The sequence below is a fragment of the Staphylococcus sp. NAM3COL9 genome (assembly GCF_001431205.1).
In the GTDB taxonomy this organism is placed as follows: domain Bacteria; phylum Bacillota; class Bacilli; order Staphylococcales; family Staphylococcaceae; genus Staphylococcus.
The window spans coordinates 49,437-72,030 of record NZ_LGPC01000011.1 but is presented as its reverse complement, the minus strand read 5'-3'; the positions used below and the strand labels follow the sequence as shown (position 1 = coordinate 72,030).

Sequence of the window (22,594 nt, the reverse complement as noted above, 5' to 3'; positions counted from 1 at the left end):
TTGTTTCAAGTTCACTTTTATTATTTAGTGTCACTTTTACGAATACCTGCTAATAATTGTTCAAAGTCCTCAGGTAGTGGAGTAGATTTTTCAATATATTCTTGTGTCACTGGATGTTCAAAACCAATGATACCTGCATGTAGCGCTTGTCCACCAATATTCAAGGTTTTCTTCTGTCCATATTTTGGATCACCTACAAGTGGGAAACCAATATATTTCATATGCACACGTATTTGGTGTGTTCTCCCTGTTTCTAATTCACATTCTACTAAAGTATAATTATTAAAATGTTCTAATACATTAAAATGTGTAACGGCCTCTTTACCATCATCAACAACAGCCATTGATTGACGATCATTTTTATTTCTACCAATTGGTGCCTCTATTGTGCCGTAATCATGTGGTATGTTGCCATGAACAAGTGCTACATATTTACGTGTCACAGTTTTCTTAACTAATTGATCCACTAAACTACGATGTGCAATATCATTTTTGGCTACCATTAATAGACCAGATGTATCTTTATCAATACGATGTACAATACCTGGACGTACTTCGCCATTAATACCAGATAAATTTTTCATTTGATACATTAAACCATTTACAAGTGTCCCTGTTGAATGGCCAGCTGAAGGATGAACCACAATACCTTTAGGTTTATAGACGATTGCTACATCATCATCTTCATAATATATATCTAAATTTAAATTTTCTGGATTGATATCTGCTTCTACGACCTCTTTTTCAGTTACTACAATATGGTCGTTTAACTTCGTCTTATAATTTGGCTTAATTAGCTTATCATTTACTTTTACAAGTGATAATTTAATCCAATCTTGGATCTGTGTACGTGACCAATCTGAATTGAATTCAGGTAATACTTTGTCGATACGCTGGCCTGCGTCATCTTTATTTTCTATTTTATACTCATGTATAGTCATGCAAAATCTCTCCTATTCTTCGTTCTTCATATCTGTTAACAAAGCGATAATAATTAACAAAACGCCTATCGTCAAACTAGAGTCAGCTACATTAAATATTGGAAAATTATAACCAAATATATTTGTGTCAATAAAGTCAACAACTTCACCATGTAACACGCGATCAATAAAGTTACCTAGAGCACCTGCAAATAATAAACTAATAGCGATTTGCATTAACAAACTGTGTTTTGCTTCTTTAATATAAAATACAATGAGCACTACCAGTATAATAACTGTAATTAAATAGAAAAAGCCCATCTTCCCACTCATAATACCCCAAGCTGCACCATCATTTCTGTGAGAAGTTATATTTAAAAAGTTGGGAATGACTTCAAACGTTTCTCCAACCTTCATTGAACTAGCAACAATAAATTTTGTGATTTGATCTAATATTAATATAACGATTGGTATGAATAAAGAAATACCAATATAGTACGGACGTTTCATGTCTGTACCTCCTATTCTAATCTCAGTCGCTTTTACAACATCTTTCATTATATCCTAATCAAACTTATAAAAAAAGTTACAGTTTGAATATCTGATAAAAAAGTTACATTATTAATACTAAAACGCTAATAATATTCATATATACGATAAGCCAATAAAAAAATCACCTACATATAACAATTAAAAGACGCACTATGTAGCCAATCTTTAATTGTTATTGTAGATGAAGTATTTTATGTTGAAGTAATGACAGTATGAAATAGAAACGCCTGCACCTATCCGAATATGTTAACACTAGCTGAAGATACAGACTGTGACTTAGACAAACAAGTGTAGATAAAGCTGTGCTCGAGGAGAACATGCACAAATACTGGCAGTAAATTCTCTATACATGCTTATTACGTTTTGGTTTAAACACTATTATTTTTCTTAGGATGGATATATTTGTAATCTTTAACTTCGTATTTCGTTATAGTTCGATTTGATATTTCAAAAGGCTTGTTATAATTCATTTCACTAACTTCTAATGAACCATTGTCATTTCGTTGTTCAATATAAGCTACATGACCATACTCACCTTCAGTAGTCTGTAAAATACTGCCTACCTTAGGTGATTGATTTACTTTATAGTCACTTTTTTGTGAATAAGATGCCCAATACTTTGCGTCGTTCCAATTCTTTCCTATTTTCATATCATCTTCTCTTACTTTTTCAAAAACGTAGTGCGTGCATTGTCCCTTAGTATACGTATTATATTTCATTGGATCTAATGACCAAAAATGATTCGTTGGCTCAGTCATATCTTGGTTATCTAAACCTTCATATACAGCAGAAACAATAATGATAGTACTGATCGCAAACATCGTACTAAGTCTTTTTTTCATTTAATCACACGACCTTATTATAATTAAATCGAAATTGTATACCGTCTGGGCCTGTTAATAATTTGTGAGCAGTTTCGGGGTAATGAAAGTCAATAATTGCTAAACCATATGTTCTATTATTTTCAATGCGTTTAATACTTGATAGCCAATTATTAACCACTAAATGTTGGTGATAACCATTAGAGGATAAGTAAAATGCACCATCTGTCTCTAATGATGATGTTTCAAGTCCGAAATAATTATTATAGTACTGCTTTACTTTGCTTAAATCAATCGATTTTAAATTCAAATATCCAATTACACTTTCATCTGGAATACCTTGCCATTTTTCATTTGAAGTATACGTTAATAGATTAGGCACGTTAATCGGTTGAGTTTCAAGTACTACTTTTTCATCTTCAAATAACCAGTCTTCAATTGGATTATCAACATAAAATTCTAAACCATTACCTTCAGGGTCTTCTAAATATAATGATGTTGTCACATCATGTTCTCCACCGTGTACTGGAATACCAGACTCACTTATTTGTACAAGCAAATCTGCAAGATCTGTCTTTGCGGGTAACCTAATCGCCAAGTGAAATAATCCTGCTTCTGAACGTAATGGCTCTCTTCCCTGTATAATTTGATTAAATGTCATAAAATGATTTAAATTACCAATCTCATATTGGATTGTTGAATAAGATTCATTTACCACATTCATACCTATGATGTCTTCATAAAATTGTTTCATTTCGTCTTTATCTCTAACATTTAATGTAATGCCATTTACAAAATGCGCGCTTTCACTATGGAACATGTATAACACCTTTCTAAAACTCTAATAAATTCAGTATACTTGAAATTCATTTTTATACATTAAAAAAGCTCATTCAATACTTTTATTTTCATCTATTTCTTCATAATCATTTAGCACTTCAAACATGAAAAAGGCTATGTGCTTTGCGTAATGCAAAACATATAGCCCAATTTAATCATTTCTTATTTAATTTTAATTGATGGTTCTATGTTTTATACGAGTGTCTTTACAACTTCTTGACAACGCGGACATAAATCATCAAGTTCGCCAACTGAACCTAGTTCTTCACTATAATTCCAACAACGTTGACATTTTTCACCATGCGCGTGTTCAATACGGATATCACCATATTGATAAGCCACTCCGTTTTCAACTGATTCCACAACTTCTGCTTGAGAAGTGATGAATAACTGCTGTAAATCAGAGAATTGTTGTAAAAATGATGTTGCATCAAAGTTCTCATTACTGCCAATTATAACTTTAGCTTCTAACGATTTACCAATTACTTTTTCACCACGTGCTGCTTCTAATGCGCGGTTAACGTCATCACGTAAATCCATAAATGTATTCCATCTATCTAAAAATTCACGGTCAACTTCAGTGCGTTCTGGCATACGAGTTAAGTGAATACTTTCTTCTTCAACATGAGGAATATGAGACCAAACTTCTTCAGCAGTATGCACTAAGATTGGTGCTAATAGTTTCGTCATATCCACTACAATTTGGTATAACACTGTTTGCATACTACGACGTTTATGAGAATCACGTTCTTCAATATATAAAATATCTTTACCATAATCTAAATAGAAATTACTTAGTTCTACGTTAATAAAGTTTTGAACTTCTTGATAGATGTCTAAGTAGTCATAGTTATCATAATGATCTAAAGTATTTGCTGTAAATTCACGTAGTCTATTTAATAGATATTTATCTACTTCTAATAAATCTGCTTCAGCTAATGCATCGGTAGCAGGGTTATAATCACTCACGTTACCTAACATAAATCTTAAGGTATTTCTGATTTTACGATATACATCAGAAGTTTGTTTTAAGATTTCATCTGAGATACGAACGTCAGCTAAGTAATCAACACTACTTACCCAAAGTCGTGCAATATCTGCACCTTTTTGTTTAACAATTTGATCTGGCACAATCACATTACCTAATGATTTACTCATTTTTTTACCTGATCCGTCCATAACAAAGCCGTGAGATAAAAGCATTTTATAAGGTGATTTACCTCTTGTTGCAACAGAAGTTGTGATTGATGAGTTAAACCAACCACGGTATTGGTCACTACCTTCAATGTATAAATCAGCTGGATAAGATAGTTCCGGACGTCCTTCTAAAACGCCTCTGTGAGAAGAACCAGAATCAAACCAAACGTCCATAATATCTGTTTCTTTAGTAAATTCACCGTTTGGACTACTTGGATGTGTAAATCCTTCTGGTAATAAATCTTTTGCATCACGTTCAAACCAAACATTAGAACCAAATGCTTCAAATAAATCTGCAACATGATTAACAGTTTCGTTTGTCATGATGATGTCACCATTTTCAGCATAAAATACTGGTAGTGGTACACCCCAAACACGTTGACGTGAAATAACCCATTCACCACGGTCACGAATCATATTGAAGATACGTGTTTTACCCCAATCTACTTTAAAATCAGTTTCTTCGATTGCATCTAAGATATCTTGACGTACTTTATCAATAGAAGCAAACCATTGTGGTGTTGCTCTGAAGATAACAGGCTTTTTCGTACGCCAATCATGAGGATAACTATGTGTGATAAATTCTAAATTTAATAAAGCGTCTTTTTCTTTTAAAACATCCGTAATTGCTTTATTAGCTTTGTCATAGAACATACCTTCAAATTGACCAGCTTCTTCTGTAAAGACACCTTTGTCATCAACTGGGCTAATTACAGGTAGTTTGTACTTCTGACCAACGACATAGTCATCTTCACCATGACCAGGTGCTGTATGAACACAACCTGTACCAGCATCAGTAGTAACATGTAAGCCATTGATAACCAATGAAACTCGCTCAACAAATGGATGTTGTGTTTCTACATACTCTAATTCACTACCTTTAAATTCTTTTTCTAATTCAAGCGTATTTTCATCCCAGTCTAATGCTTCAACAACATCACTCGCTAAGTCTTTACCGATAATGTATTTTTTACCGTTCACATTATATTGGCCATAAGTTAAATCAGGATGTACTGTAATCGCTACGTTAGAAGGTAATGTCCATGGTGTTGTTGTCCAAATGATGAATTTTGCATCTGAATCTACAATGCCTTTACCATCTTTAACATCAAACGCTACATAGATAGAAGCCGAACGTTTATCTTGATATTCAATTTCTGCTTCCGCAAGTGAAGATTCACTTGATGGTGACCAATATACAGGTTTTTTACCTTTGTAAATTAATCCTTTGTCTGCCATTTCGCCAAATAAACGAATTTGAGCTGCTTCATATTCTGGTTTTAACGTGATATATGGATTATCAAAATCACCCTTAACGCCTAAACGTTTAAAATCTTTTTTCTGATTTTCAATTTGTTCTAAAGCAAATGCTTCACATTTTTTTCTGAATTCGGCAATAGACAATTCTTTACGCTTAACACCTTTTTTAGTTAATGCTTGTTCAATAGGTAAACCATGCGTATCCCAACCTGGGACGTAAGGTGCATAAAAACCACGCATTGATTTATATCTAATCATCATGTCTTTTAAGATTTTATTCAATGCATGTCCCATATGCAAATTACCATTAGCGTATGGTGGACCATCATGTAAAATGTATGATGGATTTCCTTCATTTTTATCTAATACTTTTTGATAAATATTTTGTGCTTCCCATTCTTCTTGAATCTTAGGTTCTTTATTTGGTAATCCCCCGCGCATTGGGAAATCTGTTTTTGGCATTAATAACGTTTCTTTATAATCCATTTTATACACTCCTTGTTCCTATTTTCATACTAAATTCAATTCATTCGTACAACAAAAAGAACCCTAAGTTCAACTAATAGGGACGATTAACACCGCGTTACCACCCTGATTAACTCAACTTAGAGTTCTCTCATTGTTCATATACTTTTTTTAAAATAACAGTGATATAAGCATCTTACATATGAAAGGCTCTCACTGTCCCTAACTCGCTTTGATATGCAAAGAGATGCTTACGCGTCTGTTATTTACATGAATCACTATTTTTTATCTGTTTCAGTATTTGTAGCCTGAACGTTTGCTTCTGCAGTATTATCTGCTTCTGCTTTCGCTTTCATCGCTTTTTCTTCTTCAGTCAGATCATTTTCATGTAAATGATTAATATTTTCTTGAGTTACTTGTTCAGAATCAAGATCATAATTTAATAAATAATCCCAATCTTCATTTTTTAGTAAATCAAGTTGAGCCTCAACTAACATACGGAAACGTGATCTGAATATTTTTGATTGGCGTTTCATGTCTTCAGTTTGGAATGAAAGACGACGCGCTTTTTCAACTGCATCATTAACAATTTTATTAGCTTCACTTTGTGCTTTAGATACTGTTGCTTCAGCATCTTTAGTTGCAGCTAATTTTGTTTCTTCCCCAGCTTGTTTCGCATGTATTAAAGCATCACTTACAGATTGATGAACATCTTTATATGACTGGATGTTTGTATCTTTATCTTCAATGACTTTCTCTAATTGTTTTTTGTCTTCTTTTAAACGTTCAATTTCATTACTGAGTTGTTCTAAATAACTTTCAACCTCAGTTGGTTCAAAACCAGTTTTTACGCGTGTAAAGTCTTTGTTTTTTATTTCATTTGGTGTAAAAGGCATGCGTTATCCTCCTTCTATAATACACTATTTTAGCACTTCTTTAAATATCTGAAATAGTGCTTTATGTCTATATTTCTATTTTTCATAATCATTTGTATGCATTTTCATTGTTTGAAATCTAATTTAATTTGTTTAAACATTATATAAGTATAACATCATTTGAATAAAGTTTTATAAGAAATTCTTACTTTATCTTTTTTTGTTTTCCCACCAATATCAGTAATCATTGCTCTACCATAGCCCTGGATTGACAATAAGTCACCACTATCAAGTTGAAAACCTGTAGTGTCAATCATTGTATGATTCACCTTGATACGCTTTTTATCAATTAATTGTTTAGCAATTGTACGCGATTTGCGAATCATTTCTTTTAAGATAACATCTAAACGCAAACCACTCACAGTAGTTTCATATGTTTGCCAATGCTCTTTTGATTGTATCATATCTTTTATAGGAATAGAATTAAGTTTAACTGTAGCACCCTTAATTCTATTTAGCTCTAACATAATATAAGATTCCAATTGCTTTGTCAAAGTAAATTGTATGGAATGATCTACAATAATATCACCTAATTGCTCTCTTTCAATCCCTAAAGACATAATTGTTCCTAATATATGTTGATGTTGTAGTGTTACAAATTTTTGAGGATAATCTATTTCAATCAACACAATTTCAAATAGCTGGTCTTCTGGCACAAAATAATCAGGTGCAACAATAGCTCTTTTGCGTTCTGCGTAGGGCCCACCAAAGAATGTAACATCTAAATCATCATAACTACCGACTATAACATTCATAATATATTGTCCACGTGGATCTAGAAATGGTGTTAGTATAGGCGCATACTGCTCATTCGCACGATTACACTTATCCATAAGTTGATCTATTAAATCATGTTCTTCTTTTCTAAAATGCTGGTAAATATCGATACTAATCACTCCACATACAAGAGAAAGCACCCCGCGTCATAAAACGTTAGGTGCTTCTCATTTATTTTATACATTAGTTATAATTAAACTTAAATTCTATTTGGCTTAAATTTATTTAAGCTAAATTACTCAAAATTAGATTGAAAATACTTGCTAAACCTTGTCGGAATAAGACAAGTACAATTATTGCAACAATTGATGATATATCTATCATACCAATTGGAGGAATAATTTTACGGAACTGTTCTAAAAATGGTTCATAGATTTTAGCTAAAAATTGCCCGAATTTATTTTCTCGTGCATTAGGTATCCATGACATAAAGAAATAAACAATCATTCCGTAATAATAAATTTGAACCAAGAATAAAATAAAACTAAATATATTTCCTAATAAACCTATATCCATTTATTATTACCTCTATTCACCTTGGTATTCCATATTTTCTATGTGATCTGTAATATTACCAGCTACTTCAATATTATCTGGAGTACATAAGAATATATCTGATCCTACACGTTGAATGTCTCCACCGATTGCATAAACAGTACCGCTTAAAAAGTCGATAATACGCTTAGCAGAAACTTTATCAATACGTTGTAAATTAACTAAAGTTGCGCGACGATTTTTGAGTTCGTCTGCAATATCTTGAGTATCTGAAAAAACACGTGGTTCAAATAAACACATTTTAGAACTTTCTTCTGTAAAACCGAATTGATCTTGTTCTTGATTATTCATATTCACAACGTTCCTTGCATTATTTTTTGATGAAGTGTTATTCATTTGATATTTCCTTTCACCTGAGGATTGCTGTAATCTTGATGACTGTTTTTTGGGAACGGATTGTATAGATCTTTGTTGCTCTGTATTTTCATTATTTTTATATTCATTGAAATTCGTTTGAGACTGCGCTTGTTGCTTGTTTTGTTGTTTACCTTGTTCTTCTTCTGGCGCTTCTAATTCGTCCTCTTCTTCTTCAACCACGAAAAATCCACTAAATAAATCTTTTAAAGCCACGGGGCTCACTCCTCTTTTCCTACAAGTTTAGTCCCAATTCTCACAAATGACGCACCTTCTTCAGCAGCTAAATGGAAATCATTACTCATTCCCATCGATAACTCAGTACATGGTGCATAATTTAAATTGAGCGCTTTAATCTCATCTCTTTTATTCTTTAATGATTGAAATAAGCTTTTTATATATGACTCATCATCAGTTAATGGAGCCATAGTCATAAGACCAACTACTTCTAAATTTTCATATTGTTCCAATGTTTCAATAAAAGCATTCACATCTTTCAACGCAACACCTTGTTTAGATTCTTCACCTGAAACATTTACTTGAACAAAACACTTTATTTTGTGTTCCGCCCTTTTGTTAATTTCTGTTGCTAATTTAAGGCGATCTAACGCATGAAAGTAATCAATTTCATTGATTACTTCTTTTACCTTCCTTGTCTGTAATGAACCAATAAAGTGCATCACTATGTCGTCAGGTAAAGCTTCTTTTTTAAGTTGAAATCCTTCTAAACGATTCTCACCAAAATGTCTAATTCCCGCATTATAAGCATCATTAGCTCGGTCTATTGTAACATACTTTGTCACTGCAATCACGTTTGGCTGTGTTGAAATATTACCTTTTTCGCAGTGGATTTTTAATTGCTTTTCAATTTGTTCTAAATTCTGTTGTACGTTCAAATCTCTACACCTCTTCATCATTGACCGATAAATGCTAACATGCGGCCAGTATTCCCTTTCTCAACTCTATATGAGAAAAATAAGGATAAATCTTCAGATGTCGCATAGTTAGTAATATAAATATTGTCTTTAGGAACACCTGCATTTTCAAGTAATAAAGCATTGGCGCGTTTTAAATCAATGCCATATCTGTCATTGTCTCTTGTCTCAATGTATTCATTTATATCTATCGGCAATAATTCAAATTTTGATTTTATATTATCATTTATTTCATAAGTTGTAGAAGTCGCAGGTCCAATTACGATATTCAAATCATTTAAATTAAAATCAATATGGCGGATGACTTCGCTCACAATCTGACCGACAGTCCCCCTCCAACCAGCATGTGCTAAACCGATATAATGATGTTTTTCGCTATAAAAATATATAGGTACACAGTCCGCATAACACATTGTAAGCAAAATATCAGATTCATACGTATATAATGCATCTACACCATACAAAGCATCCGTTAAAATATCAATATTCGTACCTTTGTCTTTGGCTGTCACCCCTACAACTTTATTTTCATGCGTTTGTATAGGAAATACCCACTGATTTCTTGGGTATTGAATTACAGCTGCAAGATCCTCTTGGTGTTGTGTAACGTGCTGTGGATTATCATTAATATATCTAGCCATATTAAAAGCTGATTTAGGATAGGGACTCAAACCTTCTTCTCTTGTTGTTATACCCAATTTCACATTATTTAAATGACTATCCTCATATTTCAATATATGATTATCTTTAATAAATTTATCATGCATACTATGACCCTCCATTAATTAAAACTGCAATTTCTCGCTATGACTTCATACAGGAGACCCGCGACAATAATTTATTCTAGAATCTTAGACAAATATATAATTAAGTTATATTCATAGATAGCAATAAAATTCAAAAAAGTCATCAGATCTTTGGACCTGATGACATCATTGTATTTATTATTGACTACTTTAAGCTTTAAGCCTTATGTAAACAAGGCGAGCTAGTTCGAAAATTAACGTCTAGTTCTTCTTGAACGTCTTTCTTCTCTATTTCTGATAAAGCTTGGAATGTCATCTTCATTTGTAGTATGACTTCTGCCTTCACTAGCACTTTCTGATGGTTGAGAAGTATTTGCTGTATTTGCTGCATTTGATGCAAATGAATCTTCTTTTGTACTGTTACTACTTGTTGCACTTGTACCAAAACCAGTATTCGAAGCTTTACGTGCCTGTGATGAAGGTTTATCTTCAAATCCAGTAGCGATAACTGTAACTACAATTTCATCTTGTAATTCTGGATTAATTACAGTACCGAAAATCATATTTACATCTTCGTCTGCTGCATCTTGTACGATGTCAGCTGATTCTTGTGCTTCGAAAAGTGATAATGACTCTCCACCAGTAATATTCATAAGTACACCCTGTGCACCAACGATTGAAGTTTCTAATAATGGTGACGAAATCGCCTTTTTAGCTGCTTCTACTGCTCGGTTTTCGCCAGAAGAAACACCAATACCCATTAATGCTGAACCTTGGTTAGACATGATTGTTTTCACATCTGCAAAGTCAAGGTTTACTTCACCAGATACTGCGATTAAGTCAGATATACCTTGAACACCTTGACGTAACACGTTGTCGGCTTCTTTAAATGCTTCCATCATTGGTGTTGATTTATCAACGATATCCAATAATCTGTCATTAGGAATAACAATTAATGTATCTACAGCTGCTTTCATTGCTTCCACGCCAGCTGCTGCTTGAGTTTGACGCTTACGACCTTCAAAACCAAACGGACGTGTAACAACGCCTACTGTTAATGCTCCCATTTCTTTAGCTATTTTTGCTACGACTGGTGCTGCACCAGTACCAGTACCGCCACCCATACCAGCAGTTACGAATACCATATCTGCACCTTGGATAGCATCTTCGATTTGTTCACGAGACTCTTCTGCAGCTTTTTTACCAATATCTGGGTTCGCTCCAGCACCTAGACCACGTGTTAATTTTTCACCAATTTGGATTTTAGCTTCAGCTTTAGACAGGTTTAAAGCTTGACCATCCGTATTAATTGAAATAAATTCAACATTATTCATACCATGGTCAATCATACGGTTTACAGCGTTGTTACCGCCGCCCCCTACACCGATGACTTTCAACGTCGCTAAATGATTAAATCCTTGTTCAAATTCTAACATTTATATTTCCTCCTAGTTTTAATGGCCAATCAATCGAATAGAGATTTCATAAGTTTTTTGAATTTACCTTCTTCTTTGTCTTGAGGTTTACGTTCTTCATCTTGGTTGACGTCTACTTTTTCGTCGTATTCCTCAGGTGCTTCTGGTTCTTCCATTTCAGAAGCTGACGTTAGTGGCTCTTCTTGTTTATTTGATTTTTTCTTGAACCAATCAAATCCGCTTGATTTTGTGCTATGTTCTCTTTCATCAGATTCGATGACTTCTTCTTCGAATTCTTCACTGTTATGATTACTAATTGTAACATAATCTAGCAATTCGTCGAAAGTAATGCTACTAGAAATTGTTGAAATCGCTGAAGAAAATTCAGGTTTTCTAATACCCATTTGTGATGGTGTATGAATCCTTACTTTTTCACTTACCATATCTTGCAGTAATTCTTTAACACCTAATAGGTTTGCTGAACCACCAGTAACAACAAAACCGCCGTTAATTTTAGTAAGTCCGAGCTCTTGTAATATATCAAATACATTAAAAAAGATATCTTCAACACGTGCTTCAATAATATCTGCTAAATCTTTTTGAGTAAACTGAGCTTCTTCTTCACTATCCACTTGATCTACACTAAATACATCATGATCAGAAGCAGATTCAAAGAAAGCGTGACCATATTGATGTTTAATTTTTTCTGCTGTTTCATAGGATGTGTTTAAGTCTTGCGAAATATCTTCTGTGATATCTCGACCAGCCATCTCTATTGCTTCAGCATCAACAAGCTCACCGCGTTCATAAAATGCAAGTTGTGTAATATCTTCACCGATATCGATGATACATGTACCTAACTCTTTTTCAGTAGCTGATAGCACTGAACCGTAGTTATACGCATCTGAATATACATCTAATACATCTACGCCACATGATTCTACACATTTAATCATATTGATTAAAATTGATTTTTGAATTGCAATAACACCAGCTTCTACTTTCAAACCATGTCTAGCAATTAATTCTTTTGGATCTGAAACTTCATTTTCTCCATCAACAATAAATTTAATTGGGAATGCATTTATAATTTCAGTTTCTGGGACATCATTTTTTTCGCGAATACCTTCAAGCACACTTTCAATATGTGTACCATTCAATTCTGTATCTTCATAAAATTCTATTTCATTTGCTTCATCAAATACTTCAGTTCCAACTATTGGAAGTTTTAAAAATACTTCTTTAATATCTACACCTGAAGCAATAGAGGCTTTTTTGATTGTATCTTTTATCGCTTGTTTAGCGATATCAAAATCATCAATAAGACCATTTTTAATCCCACTTGTGTAGGTCTGTCCTGTACCTATCACATTTATACCATTGTGAAATTTTTCGCCCACTATCGTTTTAACGCTTGATGAACCAATATCTATACTTACATAATAATGCTCTTCCATAGATAGGCACCTCCTGACAATAACTTATTCAAGTTCACACTATTAACAGTTTACAATACGTTTTGATGCTTGTGAACTATAAACACGTGTATTTGTCGAAATTTTTTAATTATTCTTGTCTGATTCTTTATTTATTTTGTTTAATGCACTTTGCAACTCGTCTTTAGCAGCATCTGTTTCTGTAGTTTGTTCATCTACATTTTTATCACTTGCTGATTTTGTTTCATTACCACCACTATAAGGAATAAATGATGCGCCTACTGATAAATCTATATATCCTGACTTTTTCAAGTCGCCTGATTCATCACGTTCTAAGGATTGTGACATTTGCGGATAATATTTCATTTTATTAGCAATCGTATTAAGGTTACCAAGAATTTGAATATCATCAGATGTGAATAATTTAATTTGATTTTGTAAATTTTCTTGAGGATCATATTTAATTTCTGCAATCATACCTCTCACATTTGCCGGCATTTTTGCAAGTTCATTAATAATTTTTTCTTTCTCTTCTTTTTTAAATCCTTCTAATATAGGTCCATCATCCGTTGCATTACCATCATAGTTTTTCAATTCTGTACCATTTTCTAAAATAGGCACATAATTATCTTTCTTTTTCGTCATTCCAATAATTTGATTTTCAGTGACTTCAACCGTTAATTTGTTAGGCATTTGTTTCGTGATTTTTGCGCTTTTTATCAACTTGTTGTCTTTTAATTTATTCGTCGCTTTTGAAGTGCTATATGTGTACATTCTGGAGGTATCTTTAACATTAATCGCTTTATGAATTGCACTTTTGGAAACATTATCATTGCCTTTTATTTCCACACTACTTATCTTACTTAAAGGCGTGAACATATATATAACAATCAAAATGATAATAAATAACAACACACCAAAGACTGAATATCGAATTTGCTTTTGTCTTTTTCGACGTCTTGCTCGTTTTTCTTTTAAGTATTCAGAATCAAATTCACTTACTTTATTAGTCATTCATTTTCACGCCCTTTAAAAAGAAGGTAAATGCGCTTGGAAACTTTTTATAAATTTATTTCCACGCTCTTCAAAAGTATTGTATTGATCCCAACTTGCACAGGCTGGAGATAAAAGTACAACGTCATTTGGTTCTATAGCGTCTTGTATTTTATCGACTGCATCTTGAACATCAGTCGCCGTTATTACATATTTGCCCTGACTTTCACCTAGCTTCACAAATTTACTTTGCGTTTCTCCAAACGCGACCATTACCTTAACATTTTTCATATAAGGAATAAGTTCATCAAAATCGTTACCGCGATCTAAACCACCGCATAACCAAATAATTGATTGATCAAATGAATTTAATGCAAATTGTGTTGCAAGTGTATTGGTTGCTTTTGAATCATTGTAATATTTATTCGTTTTGTTCGAACCCACATATTGTAATCTATGTTCGATACCAGAGAATGTTGTGAGACTATCAATGACTGCTCTTACTGATATACCAGCTAAAAGTGCAGCTAAAGTCGCTGCAAGTATATTTTCTAAATTATGTTCCCCTGGTAATACTAAATCATCTTTATGAATGATTCTAAATCCTTTGAACTCAATAAAGTCATCTTTCACATAAATACCATCAACTTCTTGTTGTGTAGAAAAATAATAGGTTTTGGCACTTAATGACTCCGACTCAATTAAATGACGTTGGTGATAATTACAAATTAAATAATCGTCATCTGTTTGATTTTTATAAATTTCTTTTTTAGCATTTTGATAGTTCTCTAATGATTCATGGTAATCAAGATGTGCCGAATATATATTTGTAATAATAGCAATATGCGGTTTGTATCGATCTATACCAAGTAGCTGAAATGAAGATAGTTCCGTAACTAAATAATCACTTGCTGTGACCTCTTGAGCTACTTTAGAAGCAACATATCCAATATTACCTGACACTTTACCTGTTACTCTGCTTTTTTGAAACATATCGCCGATTAATGACGTTACTGTAGTTTTACCATTTGTACCAGTGACACCAATAATAGGTGCTTCTGATATCAAATAACTCAATTCAACTTCTGTTAAGATTTTCAATCCCTTCTCTACTGCTACTTCAAGCAAAGGTACAGTATAAGGTATTCCCGGATTTTTAACTATAATTGGATTACTATCAAGTAAAGACAGCGGATGTTTTCCACCAATGACTTTAATCCCTATATTTTCTAAATCTTTGGCATGTGAATCTTGACTTAAATCTTTGCCATCATTAACTATGACATTTGCACCTAACTTATTTAACAATTTAGCTGCTTCATAACCACTTTTCGCTAATCCAATTACTAATACATTTTCATTCTCTAATTCTGTATATTTCAGCAATTTAATTCACTCCAATCCATAGGCCAATCAGTCCTGTAATCAAGCCCACTGTCCAAAATACCGTAACAACTTTCTTCTCATTCCAACCAACTAATTCGAAGTGATGATGTAATGGTGACATTTTGAAAATTCGTTTACCTGTTAATTTAAAAGATGTAACCTGAATAATTACTGATAAAGTTTCTGCAACAAACACGAAACCAATAAAAACTAGTGACAATTCTTGATTTAGCATAATTGAAATTGTGGCAAATATACCACCTAACGCCAAGCTGCCTGTATCTCCCATAAACACTTTAGCTGGGTTTAAATTGAATGGTAAGAACCCAACTAATGCAAAAATCATAATAATACAGAATAGGCCTATAGATGTAGCACCTTGGAAGTAAGCCATAATTGCATACATAACAAATCCAATTATAGATAAACCAGTTGCTAGTCCATCTAACCCATCTGTTAAATTCACTGCGTTAGAGAAACCTACTTGCCAAAACACAATAAATATTACATATGCAATGGATAGTGGTATTTCTGTATTCGTAAATGGAATATGTATTCCTGTAGAAAAATCAGTTAAATTAAACGCTTGGCTCAAGATGAAGAAGATGACTGCTATCGCAATCTGTGCTAAGAACTTTTGTTTACTTGTTAATCCTTCATTGTTCTTTTTCACAACAATGATGTAATCATCTATGAAACCGATTAAGCCAAACCCTATTGTTACAAATAATAGTAAGATAATTGGGTTAGGATTTTCCATAAAAATAATTGCAAGTATCGAAGTTATAATGATACTAATCAGGAAAGTGAGTCCACCCATTGTAGGTGTGCCTGTTTTCTTCATATGGCTTTGTGGGCCCTCTTCCCTAATACTTTGCCCAAACTTCATTCTTTTTAATGTTGGTATCAATACTGGGACTAATATAAAAGTGATTAAAAGTGCAATAATTGCAAGTAAATAAACCATATTATGCTCCTTTATATATTTAATTGGATTATTTCTTAGTGCTAAGTGACTACAGTATGTATAGAGGTAAGTAGCTTTATCAGTTATTTCATTAACGTCATACGCTACTAAATACTGACAAGCTACTGTTTGTGAACACCTCATAATCATGAAACAAATATTCTAAAATAATTTAAAATTAAAATCAGATGTTGTGCTAAATAAATTTATTCTTTATCTTTATTGACTTTAGATTTTGATTCGTCATCAGCTGTTTCTCCATTAATTTCTTCTGAAGACAACGTTACTTCTATCTTATCTTTTTCACTTATCTTTTGACCTTCTGTTATAGATTGCTCAGTAACAAATCCGCTACCTTTGGTAGTTACTTTTGTATTCGTAAGCTTTTCAAATGCAATGACTTCTTCTTTAGTCCAGCCGGACATATTTGGCATCGTAACATCGCCATCCGTCAATATTAGCACTCTACTATTAGGCAACACTTCTTTATCTGCAGTAACAGATTGTTTTGTGATTTTCTCACCGTCACCTATAACGATAGGTTCTAGAGATTTACTATTCACTTTATCTTGTGCTTTTTGCGTTTCTTGACCTTCAACATCAGGCACTTTGCTGTATTTCACATCTGATTTGTCTTTCGAATTTTTATCACCGACATTCAGATATTTCAACGTATTCTCCATAATTGGTTTAAAGGCCTTACTTACACCACTTTCATATGCTTCTTGATCATTTTTCTGAGCTAAGCTCATACCAGCATAAACGACAACTTCTGGGTCATCTTTTGGTGCATCACCGATAAAGCTTACGAAATAAGGATTTTCACCATCTGCGTATCCACCATTATCTGGATCTGCTACTTGTGCTGTTCCGGTTTTACCTTCTATATCATAACCATCAATTCTATAGTTTTTAGCATGGCTCTTTTCGCTGTTAACAACCTTATCCATTTCAGTACGTACTTTTTTAGCAGTATCTTTTTTGATTGGTTTACCCGCGATTTCTTTTTTACCTTTGAAGAAAGTATCATTACTTACAGGGTTAGATACATTTTCTATAAACCATGGTTTCAACATATTACCTTCATTATAAAACGCTGATTGTGCTTGTAACATTTGTACTGGTGTTACAGTCGTTGACTGACCAAATGCAGACGTTTTTTGTTGTGCCTCATTATCCCATGCGATGCCACCAGTAGCTTCACCATCAAACATGCCATTCGTTGATTCACCGAATCCAAATTTACCATACCATTCTTTCATCTTATCTGAACCAACTAAATCTTGTAAATGCATCATTAAGGTGTTTGAAGAATACGTGAACCCAAGTGACATTGGTATTTCGCCCCAACCTACTTTGTTCCAGTCGGAAATTTTTGAGCCCATGACTTCTCTAGGCTCTGCTGTATATTTTTTATCTGGCTCAAATTTCCCTTCTTCGATTGCTGCTGCTAAACCAAAGTTTTTAAATGTGGAGCCTGGTTCATACGTATTTTGATACAAATCATTCGCCCATTTTTTACCAAAATCCTCACCAGTTTCCGGGTTGAAAGTAGGTCGCTGACTGGACGCCAGTATTTCACCTGTATCTGCATCCATAACTACAGCAAATAAATCTTTCGGTTTATAATGCTCAACCATTCCATCTAGTGCCTCTTCAACAAAGACTTGAATATTGGAATCTAAAGTTAAATGAACATCATCACCGCGTTGTGGTGCTTTCTCTTTTTTTGTATTCGGCGCAATGTAGCCCCAAATATCATGAATATAAGATAACGCACCTTTTTGCCCTGATAAATAACTATCAAATATCTTTTCAACACCCATAGCACCACTTAATTCACCAGTATCAGGGTTTTTTTGTGCTATTCCAATAAGGTGTGATGCAAAATTACCATTAGGGTAGAAACGTTCAGTTTCTGGGTATAGCGTGACGCCAGGTAGATTCATTTTCTCTATCTTTTCTTTTTCTTGATAAGTTAAATCAGAACCCTTTTGTCCAAATTCAACTTGAAATGCTTTCTTGTTATCCAGTCTTTTCTCAATATCTTCCTCAGACATATCTACCACTGTCGCTAATTTCTTTGCAGTTTCTTTTTTATTTGTAACATGTTTCGGCTTTTTGCTACCTTCACTCGCTTTTTCATCAACAATAGCAACGACTTTATATCTTTCTACGTCTTCTGCTAATACTTTTCCATTACGATCATATATTTTACCTCGTTCAGGTTGCTCTTGGTTTTGGACTAAGTATTTTTCGTTTGCTTTCATTATTAAATCTTCGCCAGAAGAGTGTCCCGTCAACATAATATATGAATATCTTAAAACCAACGTAAAAAAGAGCAGTCCAAATCCGAGAACGAGTAGGACTGCCCCTATTTTACTTTGTTTAATTAGAAAGTTCGGTTTTTTAAATCTAATTTTTCGTTTCGCCATTATTACGCACTACCTTTACATTGTCGTTCTTAAGGCTCATTCCTTCGTCTTTTGCCTTATCGTAAATGCGTTCATATGAAGAGTTCTTTTTAATTTCAGATTCTATTGCGCTGTTTTCACTTGATTGTTGTTCGATTTTAGTATCTAAATCTGCAATTTTCCCTCGAGTATCATACGCATCCATTTTTAAAGATAGCATATAAATACTTATTAAAGCAATTACTGTTATAAGTCCTATGTATAACATTTTCTCAAACTTTGTAAGTTGAACTACTACTTTGCGTTTTACGGTTTTGGTTTTAGGTTGCGTTTCAGGTTGTTTCCTCGGCTGTGATTCGGGAATCTGTTGTTCTGATCCATTATAAGGTTGATAAATCTTCTCTACTGCCACTCATCATTCACTCCTTATTTTAATATTTCTGCAACACGTAACTTCGCACTACGCGCACGGTTATTTGTATCTAGATCTTCTTCAGCAGCGGTAATGGGTTTACGGTTAACACGTTTCAATTTAGGCGTGTACGCTTCAGGTATGACTGGCAATCCCCTTGGAACATCTGGACCTTTTTCATATTCTTGAAACATTTGTTTGCATAATCTATCTTCCAACGAATGGAAAGTTATGACTGAAATTCTACCATCAATTTTTACTGCACCTATCGCTTGTTCTAGTGAATCTTCGAATGAAGATAATTCATCGTTCACCGCAATTCTAATTGCCTGGAAAATCCTTTTTGCAGGATGACCACCTTTTCTTCTAGCTTTTGCAGGTATACCTTCTTTTATTACATCAACGAGTTCTAAAGTAGTTTCGATTGGCTTTTGTTCTCTGTTCTGTTCTATACGGCGTGCAATTTGTTTTGAAAACTTTTCTTCGCCATATCTATGGAAAATTCTGACTAATTTTTCAAATTGCCAATCATTTACAACTTCATAAGCTGATAACGATTGTGTTTGATCCATTCGCATGTCTAATTTGGCATCATTATGATAACTGAACCCACGTTCAGGTACATCCAATTGTGGACTGGATACACCTAAGTCGTAGTAGATGCCATCTACTTTTTCAATATTCAAATCATTTAAAATTTCAGTTAATTCTCTAAAGTTGTTATGGACAAAAGTCACTTTATGTAAATGCTCTTTCAAAACTTCTTTAGCATTTTCAAGCGCTGTTGTGTCTTGATCGATTGCTATAAGCCTACCTTCGTCACCCAATTGATTTAATAAATAGAGGGCATGCCCTGCGCCACCTAATGTACAGTCGACATAGACACCATCTTTTTTAATATTTAAATAATCAATGGTTTCTTTAAGCATAACACTGACATGATGAAACAAATTTAACTCCTCCTATTAAAAATCAAAATCAATCAGGTCTTCAGCGATATCTTCGAAACTATCTTCAGATTCTTCATAAAAACTGTTCCAAGTTCCTCTATCCCAAATTTCAATACGGTTTGAGACACCTATTACTGTACATTCCTTGCTTAGGTTAGCGTATTGTCGCAAATTTTGCGGAATGTTAATACGCCCTTGTTTATCCAATTCTACTTCTATGGCTCCCGAGAAGAACATACGCATAAATTTACGTGCGTCCTTTTTAGTCATTGGTAATGTTTTCATCTTCTCTTCGATAATTTGCCATTCTTCCAAAGTATAGCCAAACAAACATTTGTCTAGGCCTCGAGTGATTATAAAACGTTCATTTAAGTCATAGCGAAACTTGGAAGGTACTATCATGCGTCCTTTTGTATCCAACTGATGCTCGTATTCCCCCATGAACATTTATAATCACCTCACCTTCTTATATATATAATTTACCACATCTCACCACTATCCTCCACTAATTATACAATTTCTACCATATTTTCTTATTCAACGTAAAAAACACCCAATTCATCACAAAGATGAATCGAGTGTGTCCCTACTGGCTCTAGGGTTTTATTATAATATGATCAAAAGTGTAAGAAAGTGGTGGATATGTGGAGGGATTGAACACATTCATCCCAAAATCATTCATGATTTGTAAGGGGTTCCATATCCGTTCTTGTAACCCTTCCATTGGATGAAGTGTACCACTTAATATTTTGAAATGTTTCATGCTAATTTCGTTTTCTCGCTCAATATTTAATAAATACCTATTTATCAAATAATCGTATTGCTTTTGATGAATTGAATTATTTTTTTCTAATAACAATGTATTATCATTGTTGCCTTTCACTTCTGATTTTAAAGATTGATATAGTGTTTCTTGTTGTGCTTTCATTGATTCAATTTGATCAATGAAAGCTTGAGATGCATGTGCTCTAATAAATTTTTGCTTAGCATCTTCAATTCCATTTTCGATAATTAAATTTTTATCCAGTTGATATTGTGCTAATAATTTTTCAATTCTGTGATTAATATAAGTAATTCGTAAGCGTGGCAAGACGATTGGCATTGAGACATCCAACGTTCTAAACACATCACTTAATTCGGTCCAGTACTTTATTTCACTTGGCCCACCAATAAAAGCAACAGTATTAAATAACCATTCTTCCATTACAGGTCTTGTTACCACATTATTTGAAAATCTTTCCGGTTCTGAATCTACTATATCTAAAACCTCTTGCAGTGTCATCGTTTTATCTGATTTATTCAAGTAGAATTGTCCTTCTTTGAATGTCAGTAATTGTCTCATATTGTCTTCATGTAAAAACAAATGGACATTTGTATCTGTTTGAATCATTTGCTCTAAACCACTTGCTGTTGTTTGTGTTTGTGTTTTTCTAAAAGCAGCATCAACATCAAGATGATTTTCTACAATTTTTCTGATAAACGGTTGCTCTAATCGACGTAGCTCAGAATCATTGGCATCTAACAATAATAAACCATATGTTTTAAACACTTCATGTAGCAATGCTTTAAACATATCAGACCAACTATCGTGTGCATCAATAATATTACGACACATTTCAATTAAAGGACGCGAATGTTCAGTTTCATTCAGTTGTTGGAAGAAATGATTTAAAGTTTCCTTTAACTGCGCTTTATCAGGATTATAATGTGATACGCTCGATTCTGGTGGCTCCATTGTATGATATTTGATTTTATGTAACTTAGCGTCTTGATTATTATACGCATAAGTATGATTTACTTCGTCAAAATCATGGTCTTCCCCTGCAATCCAAAACACAGGCACGATGTGTTTATTATAATCTTTAGATAGTTTTTGACTTAGCGTAATAATAGAGAAAATTTTATGAAATGTATACAAAGGTCCACCAAATAGACCTGCTTGTTGTCCACCAACAATTACTTTTGCGCCATCACTTAATAATTTAATATTACTTTCTTGCTCTTCAGTCAAAGATAAATCGCTCATATAGTTTTCAATCACTTTTGCTAATGCAGTTTCTCTTCCATTATTTTCACTTAGAAGTCTTTGTTTATAGTTATTCTTATCCATTGCATCTAAATGATAGAAATGGGCTAGTGTTGAGTCACTTTGTTTAATTTTTGAAATAAATTGATCTTTTTCGTTAAGTTTCGTAGTCATACAATCCATTCGTAATTCTCCTTATGTTACTCTATTCCTAATCAGTATAAAGTCTATATGCTAT

21 protein-coding genes are annotated in these 22,594 nt (G+C 33.4%); all 21 read right to left on the bottom strand.

Features of this window, described 5'->3' with window-relative positions; genetic code table 11:
* Positions 1-20: 20 nt before the first annotated feature.
* Positions 21-941 carry an RluA family pseudouridine synthase gene (locus ACA31_RS03365; protein WP_057511966.1) on the bottom strand — a complete coding sequence of 307 codons (921 nt, stop codon included), beginning with the start codon at positions 939-941 and terminating at the stop codon, positions 21-23.
* Positions 942-953: 12 nt separating this feature from the next.
* Complete coding sequence (gene lspA, locus ACA31_RS03360) at positions 954-1,430, bottom strand: signal peptidase II (RefSeq protein WP_057511965.1); 477 nt, start codon at positions 1,428-1,430, stop codon at positions 954-956.
* A gap of 410 nt (positions 1,431-1,840) precedes the next feature.
* The gene (locus tag ACA31_RS03355; RefSeq protein WP_057511964.1) at positions 1,841-2,314 is read right to left on the bottom strand and encodes a CHAP domain-containing protein; all 474 of its coding nucleotides are present in this window, start codon (positions 2,312-2,314) and stop codon (positions 1,841-1,843) included.
* 4 nt (positions 2,315-2,318) lie between these two features.
* Positions 2,319-3,113, bottom strand: a complete 795-nt coding sequence (locus ACA31_RS03350) for a VOC family protein (protein WP_057511963.1) — start codon at positions 3,111-3,113, stop codon at positions 2,319-2,321.
* Between the two features lie 212 nt (positions 3,114-3,325).
* Positions 3,326-6,076 carry an isoleucine--tRNA ligase gene (gene ileS, locus ACA31_RS03345; protein ID WP_057511962.1) on the bottom strand — a complete coding sequence of 917 codons (2,751 nt, stop codon included), beginning with the start codon at positions 6,074-6,076 and terminating at the stop codon, positions 3,326-3,328.
* Positions 6,077-6,333: 257 nt separating this feature from the next.
* Positions 6,334-6,951, bottom strand: coding sequence for a DivIVA domain-containing protein (locus tag ACA31_RS03340; protein WP_057511961.1), 618 nt, complete (start codon positions 6,949-6,951; stop codon positions 6,334-6,336).
* A gap of 155 nt (positions 6,952-7,106) precedes the next feature.
* A complete protein-coding gene (locus ACA31_RS03335) occupies positions 7,107-7,886 on the bottom strand; it encodes a YlmH family RNA-binding protein (RefSeq protein ID WP_057511960.1) in 780 nt (259 codons plus the stop codon).
* A gap of 106 nt (positions 7,887-7,992) precedes the next feature.
* The gene (locus ACA31_RS03330; RefSeq protein ID WP_057511959.1) at positions 7,993-8,283 is read right to left on the bottom strand and encodes a YggT family protein; all 291 of its coding nucleotides are present in this window, start codon (positions 8,281-8,283) and stop codon (positions 7,993-7,995) included.
* Positions 8,284-8,295: 12 nt separating this feature from the next.
* Positions 8,296-8,892, bottom strand: coding sequence for a cell division protein SepF (locus ACA31_RS03325; protein ID WP_057511958.1), 597 nt, complete (start codon positions 8,890-8,892; stop codon positions 8,296-8,298).
* Between the two features lie 5 nt (positions 8,893-8,897).
* Entirely contained in the window at positions 8,898-9,572 is a 675-nt protein-coding gene (locus ACA31_RS03320) for a YggS family pyridoxal phosphate-dependent enzyme (RefSeq protein ID WP_057511957.1), read from the bottom strand.
* A 17-nt stretch (positions 9,573-9,589) separates the two neighbouring features.
* Complete coding sequence (pgeF, locus tag ACA31_RS03315) at positions 9,590-10,378, bottom strand: peptidoglycan editing factor PgeF (protein ID WP_057511956.1); 789 nt, start codon at positions 10,376-10,378, stop codon at positions 9,590-9,592.
* 233 nt (positions 10,379-10,611) lie between these two features.
* The gene (gene ftsZ, locus ACA31_RS03310) at positions 10,612-11,793 is read right to left on the bottom strand and encodes a cell division protein FtsZ (RefSeq protein ID WP_057511955.1); all 1,182 of its coding nucleotides are present in this window, start codon (positions 11,791-11,793) and stop codon (positions 10,612-10,614) included.
* 29 nt (positions 11,794-11,822) lie between these two features.
* A complete protein-coding gene (gene ftsA, locus ACA31_RS03305) occupies positions 11,823-13,229 on the bottom strand; it encodes a cell division protein FtsA (protein WP_057511954.1) in 1,407 nt (468 codons plus the stop codon).
* Positions 13,230-13,334: 105 nt separating this feature from the next.
* The gene (locus tag ACA31_RS03300) at positions 13,335-14,222 is read right to left on the bottom strand and encodes a cell division protein FtsQ/DivIB (RefSeq protein WP_057511953.1); all 888 of its coding nucleotides are present in this window, start codon (positions 14,220-14,222) and stop codon (positions 13,335-13,337) included.
* 15 nt (positions 14,223-14,237) lie between these two features.
* Entirely contained in the window at positions 14,238-15,587 is a 1,350-nt protein-coding gene (murD, locus tag ACA31_RS03295; RefSeq protein ID WP_057511952.1) for a UDP-N-acetylmuramoyl-L-alanine--D-glutamate ligase, read from the bottom strand.
* 1 nt (position 15,588) lies between these two features.
* Positions 15,589-16,554, bottom strand: a complete 966-nt coding sequence (gene mraY, locus ACA31_RS03290; RefSeq protein WP_057511951.1) for a phospho-N-acetylmuramoyl-pentapeptide-transferase — start codon at positions 16,552-16,554, stop codon at positions 15,589-15,591.
* 206 nt (positions 16,555-16,760) lie between these two features.
* Entirely contained in the window at positions 16,761-18,989 is a 2,229-nt protein-coding gene (locus tag ACA31_RS03285; RefSeq protein ID WP_057511950.1) for a penicillin-binding protein, read from the bottom strand.
* Positions 18,970-19,380: a cell division protein FtsL gene (gene ftsL / locus ACA31_RS03280; protein ID WP_057511949.1), complete on the bottom strand. Its 411-nt coding sequence runs from the start codon at positions 19,378-19,380 to the stop codon at positions 18,970-18,972. Before ftsL ends, ACA31_RS03285 begins: the two co-directional genes overlap by 20 nt.
* 14 nt (positions 19,381-19,394) lie before the next feature.
* Positions 19,395-20,330 carry a 16S rRNA (cytosine(1402)-N(4))-methyltransferase RsmH gene (rsmH, locus tag ACA31_RS03275; protein ID WP_057511948.1) on the bottom strand — a complete coding sequence of 312 codons (936 nt, stop codon included), beginning with the start codon at positions 20,328-20,330 and terminating at the stop codon, positions 19,395-19,397.
* Between the two features lie 15 nt (positions 20,331-20,345).
* Positions 20,346-20,777, bottom strand: coding sequence for a division/cell wall cluster transcriptional repressor MraZ (gene mraZ / locus ACA31_RS03270; protein WP_057511947.1), 432 nt, complete (start codon positions 20,775-20,777; stop codon positions 20,346-20,348).
* A gap of 148 nt (positions 20,778-20,925) precedes the next feature.
* Positions 20,926-22,539, bottom strand: coding sequence for a bacillithiol biosynthesis cysteine-adding enzyme BshC (gene bshC / locus ACA31_RS03265; RefSeq protein WP_057511946.1), 1,614 nt, complete (start codon positions 22,537-22,539; stop codon positions 20,926-20,928).
* Between the last annotated feature and the right edge of the window lie 55 nt (positions 22,540-22,594).

Bases quoted from the DNA above. Each gene is read 5' to 3' on its own strand.
- ftsA (WP_057511954.1), bottom strand. From the start codon at position 13,229: ATGGAAGAGCATTATTATGTAAGTATAGATATTGGTTCATCAAGCGTT.
- ACA31_RS03285 (WP_057511950.1), bottom strand. From the start codon at position 18,989: ATGGCGAAACGAAAAATTAGATTTAAAAAACCGAACTTTCTAATTAAA.
- mraZ (WP_057511947.1), bottom strand. From the start codon at position 20,777: ATGTTCATGGGGGAATACGAGCATCAGTTGGATACAAAAGGACGCATG.
- ftsZ (WP_057511955.1), bottom strand. From the start codon at position 11,793: ATGTTAGAATTTGAACAAGGATTTAATCATTTAGCGACGTTGAAAGTC.
- bshC (WP_057511946.1), bottom strand. From the start codon at position 22,539: ATGGATTGTATGACTACGAAACTTAACGAAAAAGATCAATTTATTTCA.
- pgeF (WP_057511956.1), bottom strand. From the start codon at position 10,378: ATGCATGATAAATTTATTAAAGATAATCATATATTGAAATATGAGGAT.
- ACA31_RS03350 (WP_057511963.1), bottom strand. From the start codon at position 3,113: ATGTTCCATAGTGAAAGCGCGCATTTTGTAAATGGCATTACATTAAAT.
- ileS (WP_057511962.1), bottom strand. From the start codon at position 6,076: ATGGATTATAAAGAAACGTTATTAATGCCAAAAACAGATTTCCCAATG.
- ACA31_RS03355 (WP_057511964.1), bottom strand. From the start codon at position 2,314: ATGAAAAAAAGACTTAGTACGATGTTTGCGATCAGTACTATCATTATT.
- ACA31_RS03330 (WP_057511959.1), bottom strand. From the start codon at position 8,283: ATGGATATAGGTTTATTAGGAAATATATTTAGTTTTATTTTATTCTTG.
- ACA31_RS03340 (WP_057511961.1), bottom strand. From the start codon at position 6,951: ATGCCTTTTACACCAAATGAAATAAAAAACAAAGACTTTACACGCGTA.
- ACA31_RS03365 (WP_057511966.1), bottom strand. From the start codon at position 941: ATGACTATACATGAGTATAAAATAGAAAATAAAGATGACGCAGGCCAG.
- mraY (WP_057511951.1), bottom strand. From the start codon at position 16,554: ATGGTTTATTTACTTGCAATTATTGCACTTTTAATCACTTTTATATTA.
- ACA31_RS03300 (WP_057511953.1), bottom strand. From the start codon at position 14,222: ATGACTAATAAAGTAAGTGAATTTGATTCTGAATACTTAAAAGAAAAA.
- lspA (WP_057511965.1), bottom strand. From the start codon at position 1,430: ATGAAACGTCCGTACTATATTGGTATTTCTTTATTCATACCAATCGTT.